The sequence below is a fragment of the Undibacterium hunanense genome (assembly GCF_014284335.1).
Taxonomy (GTDB): Bacteria; Pseudomonadota; Gammaproteobacteria; order Burkholderiales; family Burkholderiaceae_D; genus Undibacterium; species Undibacterium hunanense.
Window position 1 is genome coordinate 19524 of record NZ_JACOGF010000004.1, and the last position, 11818, is coordinate 31341.

Here is an 11818-nt window from a genome sequence, read left to right on the forward strand (position 1 = left end):
AGATAATTGAAGCAGCATTATCCTTTGCTTCGGCGGGCTGGGCAATGGTCTATTCAATGATGTCGAGCTGTGCCATTGAATGCAATAGCTTGCCCGCAGTATCTGCACTTGCTGCCTGCATGGGCGCACGCAGGCAGGCTTGCATGATGCCTGATGTCGCCAGCGCTGCTTTCAGCGGAGCGGGATTGGGCTCTTCAAACAGCGCCTGCATGACTGGTAGCAAACGGTAGAAAATTTCCCGTGCCTGCTCAAGCTCACCTGCATTGACATATGCCTGCAAGCGCAGGAACAGATCTGGACGCAAATGTGCAGATGCCAGTATGCCGCCCACACCTCCCAGGCACAGTGTAGAAAGCAACTGATGGTCTTCCCCTGTAAGCACCTGGATATCTCCATCCATGATGAGTTGCATGGTCGCTTGCAGATTGCCACCACAATCCTTGATGGCGACGATGTTGGGATGCCGGGCCAGCTGTTGCAAGGTAGTCAGTTCCATGTTCACACCGGTGCGGTAAGGGATGTTATAAAGCAGCACTGGCACGGTCGAAGCATTGGCGATTTCGTTGAAGTACTGCATGATACCAGCCTGCGATGGCCTTATATAGTACGGTGGTGTGACCAGTATGCCAGCTGGCTGTCGTTGCCCCACTGATGCCAGCCTGTGCAAGACTTGCTGCATGTGGTTACCGCTCAAACCCATGATGACTTGATGTGCCGGAACCACCGCCAGCACTGCATCCAGTACCTGCAATTGTTCTTCTTCACTGAGGGCAGCTGCCTCGCCGGTAGAGCCGCAGATCACCAGGCCAGCTACACCTTCAGAGATCAGCTTGCTGGCCAGTGCCTGCAACGCAGGGAAATCCACTTCTGCGTTTGCATCATCGCAAAATGGCGTGACCAGGGCGACCCAGATGCCGGAAAAATCCTTGCGCCTGACCTGCTGAGTGTGCATTGCTTGAATCTGGGTATTGCTAAGGGTACTGATGTTGCTGGACATGCCTGTTCTCCTGTGGACCGGTTAAAAGACCCGCAGGGAGTTGACACATAGCACAAGGGAAGAAAACCGTTTTGCCATCCTGTCAGCTCACCTGACGGGACAGCGCGCCCCGGTCAGATGAGCGTCTGTTTCTTGGCTTTGGCAAAGACCATACACAAAGCAGTGCTGCCTTGAGTGTGTAATTGATCTTTGACTTGGGTTTGCATAATGAAAATGAGAATGAAAGCGAGATGGCGATTGAAATGATTATCAGCGGGTGGGCCAAACCTGTCAAGCCGGTTTCACTTTCATCGTGCAATAATTTTCAGCAGGTCCGGGAGCGGCATAAAGCGCAGGCGGCATAGTCCCGTATAATCTGCCTATGCAAAATTTACTCCATAACTTAAATCCCGAACAACTGGCTGCCGTGACCCTGCCGGCGCAGTCTGCCCTGATTTTGGCTGGCGCTGGTTCAGGCAAGACGCGTGTACTGACGACGCGTATAGCCTGGCTGATACAGACTGGTCAGGTTTCGCCCGGTGGTATTTTGGCGGTGACCTTTACCAACAAGGCCGCCAAGGAGATGTTGACGCGCCTGTCGGCCATGTTGCCGATTAATACACGTGGCATGTGGATAGGTACTTTCCACGGTCTGTGCAATCGTCTCTTGCGTGCACATCACCGCGATGCCGGTTTGCCGTCGACTTTCCAGATTCTGGATTCTGGCGATCAGCTATCCTTCATCAAGCGTTTGCTGAAGGCGAACAATATCGATGATGAAAAATTCCCGCCCAAGACTCTGATGTATTTCATTAACGGTGCAAAGGATCAGGGTTTGCGTGCCGCCCAGGTCGATGCCTATGATGATTTCAATCGCAAACTGGTTGGCCTGTACGATTTGTATGATGCCCAGTGCCAGCGTGATGGTGTGGTCGATTTTGCTGAATTGCTGTTGCGCACTTATGAATTATTGAGCCGCAACCAGCCGCTGCGTGAACATTACCAGGACAGATTCCGTCACATCCTCGTTGATGAGTTTCAGGATACCAATGATCTGCAATACAAGTGGCTGAAGCTGATGGCTGGCGAGGGTAGCAAAAAAGGTGGTGCCGTGTTTGCCGTCGGTGATGATGACCAGAGTATCTATGCCTTCCGTGGTGCCAATGTCGGCAATATGTCGGCTTTTGAGCGTGAATTCCAGGTGCAGAATCTGATCAAGCTGGAACAGAATTACCGCTCGCATGGGCACATCCTGGATAGCGCTAACGTACTCATCGAACACAATAGCAAACGCCTGGGCAAAAATTTGCGTACCGATGCCGGTCACGGTGAGCCTGTGCGCATCATGGAATCCAGCAGCGATATACAGGAAGCCAACTGGATCATAGAAGAAGCCAAAAACCTGATACGTGAAGGTTCATTACGTAGCGAAATTGCGATTCTGTATCGTTCGAATGCACAGTCACGTGTCATAGAACATGCATTGTTCACGGCGAATATCCCTTACCGTGTATATGGCGGCCAGCGCTTTTTTGAACGTGCCGAGATCAAGCATGCCATCGCCTATCTGCAATTGATGGATAACCCGCATAATGATTCTGCCTTTTTACGTGTGGTGAATTTCCCTACCCGTGGCATAGGTGCACGTTCGCTGGAACAATTGCAGGATGTCGCCAGGCAGCAGAATATTTCCATGTATGCAGCGGTACCGTATGTGGCCGGCAAGGCCGGTTCTTCGCTGGCGTCCTTCGTTAAATTGATAGAAGGTGCGCGTTTTGAAACCCAGAACCTGCCTTTGCCCGAGATGGTCAAAATCGTGCTGGAAGTCAGCAGCTTGCTGACGCACTACCAGACTGAAAAAGAAGGCGCAGACCGCATAGAAAATCTGGAGCAGTTGGTGAGTGCGGCAACCCTGTTTGTATCGGAAGAAGGATTCAATAAAGAAGCCCCCGCCTTTGCCGGCCCTGCCAGCAGTAATGCCGTTTTGCTTGATAGCGGAAATGGTGATCAGATCATTGATGCCGACGCTGCGCTGCCAACGGTGATGTCACCCCTGTCGGCTTTCCTGTCCCATGCTTCTCTCGAAGCAGGTGATAATCAGGCGCAGGCTGGCCAGGATGCCATGCAATTGATGACCGTGCATTCAGCCAAAGGTCTGGAATTTGATGCGGTCTTCATCACCGGTCTGGAAGAAGGATTGTTCCCGCACGAAAACAGCGCACAGGAAGAAAGTGGCGTGGAAGAAGAGCGTCGTCTTATGTACGTGGCCATTACCCGCGCCCGCAAACGCCTGTACCTGAGCTTCTCTCAAACTCGCATGTTGCATGGTCAGACGCGTTACAACATGCGTTCACGCTTTCTGGATGAATTGCCGGAAGAATCATTGAAATGGCTGACACCGCGTGTGCAGCCTACCTGGTTCGGCAATAAAAAATCAGCCTGGGATGAAGCGCCTGATGATGCCGCGAACCGTATCGCTCAGAGTTTCAAACAGAGTGGCGACAACATGAACTGGCGCATAGGTCAGAATGTGGCGCACGCAAAATTTGGTGAAGGCGTGATTGTGAACATCAATGGCGGTGGTGGCAGCGGCAGCCTGCGGGCACAAATCAACTTTGGCAAGTTCGGCATGAAGGAACTGGATCTGAGTATTGCCAAGCTGGAGAAAGTATAGCCGTGGCAAATAGTGGTGATAAGTGCGGAACACTTGTCTAATGACACCTGCAGATCAAGATCGGTAAGCTGCCTTGAGCTGCAGGTTCAGACAAAGTGCCTTAAATATAATAAGCACTGGCCGTCATTATTTTGGCCATGAATTTCATCCCCGCCCTGACAGGGACTGGCAACTCACTGGCACCCAGCGACTGTGCTGCCGCGCCATGCGCAATTTCATCCACACGCATCTGTTCCACGATGGCACGCGATCTGACATCTTGCACAGGTAATTTATCCAGATGACTGGCGAGATGCGCTTCTACCTGGCGCTCGGTTTCAACGACAAAGCCCAGGCTGAGCTTGTCACCACTTTTTGCCGCCAGGGCACCGACTGCATAAGCTCCGGCGTACCACAAGGGGTTTAGCAGGCTGGTATGCGAATTCAATTCCTTCAGGCGGCCTGCTGTCCAGGCCAGGTGGTCTTCTTCTTCTATGCCGGAATGTTGAAATTGTTGACGGATATCTTCCGTTTTCGTGAATGCGCCCTGGGCGTCATACAGGGCCTGGGCACAAATCTCACCTACATGATTGACGCGCATCAGACCAGCGCTATGGGCTTTTTCTTCATCTGACATGTTTGCTTCGGCAATTCCCTGGGCTGGATTGTCACGCCTGGAACGGGCCTGCCCATTCACCACGCGTAACGCCCGGTCAAGTCCGAGAATGAGATGGTCGATTGCTAAAATGCTCATAAATAAGTCTGGAGAAGTAAGCGTCAATATCACAATTATAGGACAGAACATGGCTTGCTTCAGCGGCATTGCCTGACTGCATGATTTGCATCAAGGCTTTCAGAAAAATTATGATTCTCATAATAGGAAAGAAGATCCTTGTTGCGGTAACACCACATAAAATTTGCTTAAATACGATCGTTCGCAAATTCTCTTTGCCCTAAATGTTTTAATTTGTTTCAATGGAATCTAACTTCTTAATCAGCAGGTTTGGAAGTCTTGGCAAGGCTAAATTAGAAAAGCATGACCATGCGAAAAACGGATGGTCAGTAAAAACATATAATTTTGGAGACTGTTTAAATGAAAAAAACGATACTGGCTTTCGCAGTTCTGAGTGCATTTGCAGCGACAGCGTCTGCACAATCCTCCGTAACTATCTACGGGATTATCGATGCCGCAGTGGTAGCGACTACTAATCAGACCGCTACTGGTGGCTCCAAATTTTCCATGGATGCAGGCCAATTGCTGACTTCCCGCTGGGGTATCAAAGGTTCTGAAGATCTGGGTGGCGGTTTGAAAGCCAACTTCAATCTGGAAGGTACATTGGCCAATGACACTGGTACAGCCGGTGCAGGTTTTGGCGGTAATGTTTTTAACCAGACTGGTAACAATACATCCCTGTTTGATCGCCTGTCATGGGTAGGTCTGTCTGGTGATTTCGGTTCCGTTACTTTGGGCCGTAACAATATTCTGGGTGTGGATTCTGTTGGTCTGGCTGATCCTATCAGCCTGGCACACGCAGGTTCCAATCCTAACGTGATGTTCAGTGCACTGAACTCTGGCGCGTTCTTCGGTGGTTTCGGTACTAACCAGGGCGGTTCAGCACTGCGTCAAAATAACTCCATCAAATATGTTTCTCCACTGATGTCTGGCTTCGGCGGCGCGCTGATGTACGGTTTCGGTGAAAAAGCTGGCGATAGTACAGCCAGCAACTACGCTGGTTTGTCCGGTTTCTTCACTGACGGTACAAACGGTGCTGCCTTGTCTTATGCAAAAATGAAAGACAATGCGAATGCAGCTTTCATGACAGGCTTTGCTGGTGGTGCCAAGTTCAAAGTTGCTCCATCTGTAATGCTGCGCGGTACTTATGCGCAAACCAAGGTTGACGGTAATATCAAGATTGATGCCCTGCCAAGCGCAAACGGCCGCAAGATTGCTGTAATCGGTCTGGGTGCAGACTTCAGCCTGTCTGATCAGACAACACTGACAGCTGCTTATTACAACACCAAGCGTTCTGGCGACATCGATGGTAAAGCTGATCAGTACATCGGTTTGGCCAAATATGCATTCAGCAAACGCACAACAGCCTATGCATCCCTGACATATGCAAAAGCCGGTTCTGTGAATGCACAAGACGTATCTCTGGCTTTGGGCATCATCGGTGCTGGTAACAGTTCCGCGATGCGTACGGCAGTAGGTGTATTGCACGCATTCTGATCATAAGCTGATCGTCGTATATGCAAAGGTCGCCCTGGGGCGACCTTTGCAGTTTGTTTTTCTTCAGTTAAAGATGGGTTTTAAGACGATTTTCAGTGATTTTGCACATCAGCAATGTTGCATCAATAGCACCAAAAATGTGTCAATATAAGCAATTTTTGTTGCTTATTTGAGACATTTTCTGTCCATATCTTCCTCCGAAGCTGAATTAGCTTGGCTGTCCAAGGCCAATTTTGGTCAAATACGTTAACTTCTTTTTAGCAGTCTTGTAGATTCATAAGAATTAGCGCGTTTTGTGCGATCAAGTTTTGGCTCAGTTTTGCGCGAAAATGTGCTTAATGTAGTTCATATTAATGTGAAATCCTTTGGAGAAATATCAATGAAAAAATCACTCATCGCTCTGTCAGTTTTGGCTGCTGTTGCTGGTACAGCGCAAGCACAATCTTCCGTAACTATCTACGGTGTTGTAGATATGGCTTTGCAACATCAAAACACTGGCGATCCTGCTGGCTCCACTCTGGCTCTGGATAGTGGTATTCAATCCGGTTCCCGTTTGGGCTTCAAAGGTAGTGAAGATCTGGGCGGCGGTCTGAAAGCCAATTTCCAATTGGAAATGGGTATCAATGCAGATACAGGTAGCTCTGCACAAGGTGGCCGTTCATTCGGTCGTCAAGCATTCGTAGGTTTGTCTGGTGATTTCGGCGCGGTTAACTTCGGTCGTCAATACACACCAGCATTCGTTGCTATCGACAGTTTCGATCCATTCAGCACTGGTATCACTAGCGGTACAGCAGGTAGCGGTACTTCCGGCCTGGGCGCTGCAGCTTACTTCGACCACGGTGGCGTTCGTATGAACAACTCCGCTACATATTCCACAGCTAACCTGGGCGGTTTCACAGGTACTGTTGCTTATGGTTTCGGTGAAGTTGCCGGTAACAACACAGCTGCTCGTTACATGGGCTTCTCTGGTGCTTACTCTGCTGGCCCATTGTTCGCTGAACTGGCTTACAGCAATGCACAAAATGCTGCAGGTAACAACGCAACCAAGAGCTACTTGCTGGCTGGTACATACAACTTTGACGTAGTAACAGCACATGCTGGTTTCTCTTCTATCAAAGATGACGCATCTGGCGTATTGGCTCTGGATCGTCGCGTATGGTTGCTGGGTGCGACAGTACCTGTCGGCGCTGGTAACATCATCGCTAGCTACATCCGTTCCACTAACCAAAACAGCCTGATCAAAGCTGCAAACGGTTCACAACTGGCTGTGGGTTATACATACTCCCTGTCCAAGCGTACTAACCTGTACACTTCGATCTCTCGCGCAACTAACGACGCAAACATCAACCTGGGTAGCGCAGATTCCACTGCAACTTTCCATCCAGTAACCAACGGCGCGAATGTACGCCTGGTTAACGTTGGTATCCGTCACAAGTTCTAATCCTTTGCTGACGCAAGTCAGTTTGGATTAAACGTCAGAAAAGCACCTTTCGGGGTGCTTTTTTGTTTTCTGTGAAATGTTTGTATGTTGCGTTGATATGTCCCAGTGCGTGCCTGTGCGTAGCTGTAAGCGTGTCGGCAAGCGGCCTATGTCAGGCAGGTATGCTTACACACATTCGTTTCGACTTCGTATGGTGGATGTGCAGGGCAGGATGTTGCAGGGCTTTGGGCGCTTGATGCGTTTGGCAACAGGCAGTGTGTGATCAATGATCGGGATGGTCAGCATTTATGCGGCCAGATCGCAGGGCTGGCCGCCAGTTTCTTCAATGGCTGATGTTGCAGGTCAGGCGAAGCTGACACTCAGGCCAGGCAAGGGGACGCCAGAAAACGCCGTGCCCCAGGTTTGTCCTGCCTGCACCGGATAGGCATCGGTCCAGGTGCCGGTGGTGATAATCTCACCCGCCTGCAAGGCCGGGAACTGTGGTTGCTCTTGCAGCAGGCGATGCAGGTACCAGATGGCATGTAGCGGGCTGTCCAGTACATCGCTGCCATAACCTGCGCTCAGTAAAGAACCGTCGCAGGATAAAGACACGCTGGCATTTGCCAGCACCTCTCCCAGATGCTGACGGCTGGCACTGGACAGTATCCTTGGTTCGCCAATCAACAGGGTGCCGTGCAGGCCAAGTGCTGCAATGGCATCTGCCGCTTCAAACTTCCAGTCGGGGTAGGGGCTGACGACGATTTCTATGCCGTGTGCCATCCATTCCAGGCAATCTGCCAATTCTTCTATGGTGGCATCAGCCGCAGGTGTCCGGCCCAGCTTGAAAACAACCTCAGGTTCTATGCGTGGTTGCAAGGCACCAGTCAGGCTTTGATAGACATAGGCATCTTCAACAAAGCGCACGGTACTGTCAAACAGGCTGCTCCAGATAGGGGCGCGTATGGCTTCTCTGGTCCCGTATTTGGACCACAGCTTGCGATTGGTAAAGCCCAGCTTGCGGCCTATGCGTACTTCACCTTCAGCTATGCGGATGTTGTCCGAAGCTTTGGCGATTTCATAGGCATCATGAATACTCAGTTCAAATTGTGAAGTCAGTGGGGGTAAAGGCTGGAAACGCGCCCTGGCTTCAAGGAAGGCATAGGCATGGTGTTCGGCTTGTAAGGACATGGCATCAAGTTTGGTTGGTTTGAGCACAAAAAAGTTCAGGAAGGCGTTGCGGTGCGTCACTTTCTGTTTCTGGAATGGTTCTTACGGTCAGGTCCGGGCAATACAGCTGCATAGTTTCAGTCATGATTCCAAAGAGAGGCCTGCGCCTTTAGCTACCGCCCCATAATTCGCCGTTATTGCCCGATCTGGGCATGGTTACACCAAAATGTTCATAGGCAGATGGAGTCGCTATCCGGCCTCTGGGGGTGCGCTGTAAAAATCCCTGCTGTATCAGATAGGGTTCCAGTACGTCCTCTATGGTGTCGCGTTCTTCACCGATAGCGGCGGCGACATTGTCCAGTCCTACCGGGCCACCACCAAATTTGAAGAGTATGGCTTCCAACAGTTTTCTGTCCATCAGATCAAAACCAGCGGCATCCACATCCAGCATTTTCAGTGCGGCATCCGCCATGGGGCGTGTGATCTCGCCATTGCCCTTGACCTCGGCATAGTCGCGCACGCGTCGCAGCAGGCGATTGGCGATACGTGGTGTGCCACGTGCCCGCTTGGCAATTTCTCTGGCACCATCGGCCTGTATGGGAGCGTTCAGCAGTGAAGCTGAACGGGTAACGATCTTGGTTAATTCTTCCGGTGTATAAAATTCCAGCCTGGCGACGATGCCGAAGCGATCGCGTAGAGGGTTGGTCAGCATGCCGGCACGGGTTGTTGCACCCACCAGGGTGAACGGCTGTAAATCCAGCTTGACCGAACGTGCAGCCGGTCCTTCGCCAATCATGATATCGATCTGGTAATCTTCCAGCGCCGGGTACAAAATTTCTTCAACGACCGGTGACAGCCTGTGGATTTCATCGATGAACAAGACATCGTTTGCTTCCAGATTGGTCAGCAGGGCAGCCAGATCGCCCGCACGTTCCAGCACGGGGCCGGAAGTCTGGCGCAGGTTGACACCCATCTCGCGGGCAATAATATGGGCGAGCGTGGTTTTGCCCAGGCCCGGTGGACCAAACAGCAATGTGTGATCGAGTGCTTCGCTACGCTGCCTGGCAGCGGTGATGAAAATTTCCAGCTGGCCTCGTATCTTTTCCTGGCCGACATATTCATCGAGTTGCTTGGGACGCAGAGCCCGCTCTATTGCCTCTTCATTGGGCGAGCTGGGTGTGGCCGAGATAATGCGCGGCTCGCTGAAGTTGGAAGAAAGATTATCTGTCTGTATCGTCATCGCTTAGCCTTTGGACAGTGCTTTCAATGCCAGCTTGATACCGTCAGACACACCGCTGCCGGCGGGTACGGATTTCATGGCCAGCAAGGCTTCCTTGTCGGAATAACCAAGGGCTTGCAAGGCATTCAGGATATCGGCGCTATGGTCGCCGGCTGCCAGGGCCGCAGTGGCAGTGCCCAGATCTGCACCCAGCTTGCCTTTTAATTCCAGCAACAGACGCTCAGCGGTTTTTTTGCCTATGCCAGGTACGCGGGTCAGGCGCCCAGCTTCCTGTAGAGTAATTGCCTGCGCCAGATCAGCCACCGACATGCCGGATAGGATAGACAGGGCAGTGCGGGCACCGACGCCGCTGATCTTGATCAGTTGTTTGAAGGTCGTGCGTTCTTCGGCCGTGCCAAAACCAAACAGTACATGGGCATCTTCGCGTATCGCGAGATGGGTTAGCAAGATTACTTTTTCGCCAAGATGAGGCAGATTATAGAAGGTGCTCATGGGCACATCGACTTCATAGCCTACGCCCTGGCAATCGACCAGCAATTGCGGAGGATTCTTTTCTATCAGAGTGCCTGCAATGCGACCTATCATGAGACTGCTTTCATACTGTATGAATAAGCAGTGATAGTAAACGATTCTTGGGCGTTTGACGAGGCTCGCAAGTAATTTATAACGATATTACCTGCCTGCAACGCGGGGTGAGAGTGAGATAGAGAAATACGACCATGTCTGCCATGAGACCGCCAACTCGCTAACCCACCAGGCGGCCACCTTTGACGCGCAGCCCTTTTTTTGCCAGACCAGGTGCCAGTGCGCCCAAAGTCGCCAGCGCATCGCCGCTATGTGCATGGCAGATGGCCACACCCAGCGCATCAGCGGCATCGCTGCCAGGCAGTCCTGACAGGGCCAGCAGGCGCTGAACCATATCCTGCACCTGTTCCTTCTTGGCACGGCCATGACCGACCACGCCCTGTTTGACCTGCAGTGCCGTGTACTCTGCCACGGCCAGGTCAGCCGCTACCAAAGCGCATATGGCCGCCCCGCGCGCCTGCCCCAGCAACAAGGTGGATTGCGGATTGACGTTCACGAACACTTTTTCTATGGCGGCACAATCAGGCTGGTAAGTCTGTACTATTTCAGACACGCCTGCCAGTATGGTTTTCAGGCGCTCCGGCAATGAACCCTCTATGGTCTTGATGGTCCCCGATGCGATATACGTCAGTTTGCTGCCCTGTTTATGGATGACGCCAAAACCGGTGGTACGCAAGCCGGGGTCTATGCCTAGGATTTTCATGAGGTGTTCTTGTTGATATCGATGGGTCTGATGTTGCCGAGCAGGTATTGCTGATGAGTATAGCGTATCAGTGTGGATTTTTATTTGTGCTTATGTGAGTGGGTGATTACTTTTTTATTGTTATTTGTGATTGATGTGCGTTGCATGCTGTGAGTTGTTATTGCTTTGGAATCGTACTCGTAGGCGGCGAACGTCACTGGAGCGCCAGCCCGGTAGTCTCCAGCCTGCGCTGGAGCGACGTTAACTTGACCGGTCATTTGCGGATGGTGCTTAGCCCGGTTTGTATCGTTGTATGCCGACAGGTTGAATAAGTTAGCTCTCTCAAATTCGTCATTCCTGCGCAGGCAGGAATCTAGCGGCGTTTATGGTATGCCGAGATGCTAATTGTTCACGAAGATATTTTTTGTATGTTGGCGTTGAAAGTATTTGCGAATGATATTAGTGACCAACCAACGCCGCTAGGCTCCAGCCTGCGCTGGAGCGACGTCAATTAAATTCAGGTGATTTAACAAATCGCATGCTTGTCAGACTCAAACAATATCCAGATACAAATCTCGCCAATAAGGATTGGTTTCTTCAATCAACCGGATCTTCCATTTCCGTTTCCAGGCCTTGATTTGTTTTTCACGCTGAATGGCAGAAAGCATTGAATCGACTTGTTCAAACCAGACAAGCTGATGAATCTTATATTTCGACGTAAAACTGTCTACAAAGTCGTGCTTATGCTGATAAACACGTGCAATCAGATCACTGGTGACACCCACATATAAAGTGCCATTTCTGGCACTTGCCAAGATATAAATGTAAGCCATGGAATAGGAAGCTTGGAATAAAAACGGCTCTA

10 protein-coding genes are annotated in these 11818 nt (G+C 51.0%); 3 read left to right on the forward strand and 7 right to left on the reverse strand.

Annotated elements, in window-relative coordinates:
* Positions 1–49 precede the first annotated feature (49 nt).
* Positions 50–997, reverse strand: coding sequence for a 4-hydroxy-tetrahydrodipicolinate synthase (gene dapA / locus H8L32_RS08835; protein WP_408058840.1), 948 nt, complete (start codon positions 995–997; stop codon positions 50–52).
* Between the two features lie 361 nt (positions 998–1358).
* Between dapA and H8L32_RS08840 the strand changes: the two genes are divergently transcribed.
* Entirely contained in the window at positions 1359–3650 is a 2292-nt protein-coding gene (locus H8L32_RS08840) for a UvrD-helicase domain-containing protein (RefSeq protein ID WP_186946833.1), read from the forward strand.
* A 100-nt stretch (positions 3651–3750) separates the two neighbouring features.
* Here the strand turns inward: H8L32_RS08840 and coq7 are convergent, their stop codons facing one another.
* Positions 3751–4377, reverse strand: a complete 627-nt coding sequence (gene coq7 / locus H8L32_RS08845; protein ID WP_186947256.1) for a 2-polyprenyl-3-methyl-6-methoxy-1,4-benzoquinone monooxygenase — start codon at positions 4375–4377, stop codon at positions 3751–3753.
* Positions 4378–4722: 345 nt separating this feature from the next.
* Between coq7 and H8L32_RS08850 the strand changes: the two genes are divergently transcribed.
* Together H8L32_RS08850 and H8L32_RS08855 are read left to right on the forward strand one after the other, a co-directional pair.
* Entirely contained in the window at positions 4723–5859 is a 1137-nt protein-coding gene (locus H8L32_RS08850) for a porin (protein ID WP_186946834.1), read from the forward strand.
* Between the two features lie 379 nt (positions 5860–6238).
* Positions 6239–7300 (forward strand): porin, encoded by a 1062-nt coding sequence (locus tag H8L32_RS08855; protein ID WP_186946835.1) that lies wholly within the window; start codon positions 6239–6241, stop codon positions 7298–7300.
* A gap of 342 nt (positions 7301–7642) precedes the next feature.
* Here the strand turns inward: H8L32_RS08855 and H8L32_RS08860 are convergent, their stop codons facing one another.
* From H8L32_RS08860 to H8L32_RS08880, 5 genes are all read right to left on the reverse strand, one after another.
* On the reverse strand, positions 7643–8467 hold the full coding sequence (locus H8L32_RS08860) for a 2-keto-4-pentenoate hydratase (RefSeq protein ID WP_186946836.1): 825 nt from the start codon (positions 8465–8467) through the stop codon (positions 7643–7645).
* 148 nt (positions 8468–8615) lie between these two features.
* Positions 8616–9686 carry a Holliday junction branch migration DNA helicase RuvB gene (gene ruvB, locus H8L32_RS08865; RefSeq protein ID WP_186946837.1) on the reverse strand — a complete coding sequence of 357 codons (1071 nt, stop codon included), beginning with the start codon at positions 9684–9686 and terminating at the stop codon, positions 8616–8618.
* 3 nt (positions 9687–9689) lie between these two features.
* The gene (ruvA, locus tag H8L32_RS08870; protein ID WP_186946838.1) at positions 9690–10271 is read right to left on the reverse strand and encodes a Holliday junction branch migration protein RuvA; all 582 of its coding nucleotides are present in this window, start codon (positions 10269–10271) and stop codon (positions 9690–9692) included.
* A 160-nt stretch (positions 10272–10431) separates the two neighbouring features.
* Positions 10432–10974 carry a crossover junction endodeoxyribonuclease RuvC gene (gene ruvC / locus H8L32_RS08875; RefSeq protein WP_186946839.1) on the reverse strand — a complete coding sequence of 181 codons (543 nt, stop codon included), beginning with the start codon at positions 10972–10974 and terminating at the stop codon, positions 10432–10434.
* A gap of 530 nt (positions 10975–11504) precedes the next feature.
* Positions 11505–11786 carry a GIY-YIG nuclease family protein gene (locus tag H8L32_RS08880; protein WP_186946840.1) on the reverse strand — a complete coding sequence of 94 codons (282 nt, stop codon included), beginning with the start codon at positions 11784–11786 and terminating at the stop codon, positions 11505–11507.
* Between the last annotated feature and the right edge of the window lie 32 nt (positions 11787–11818).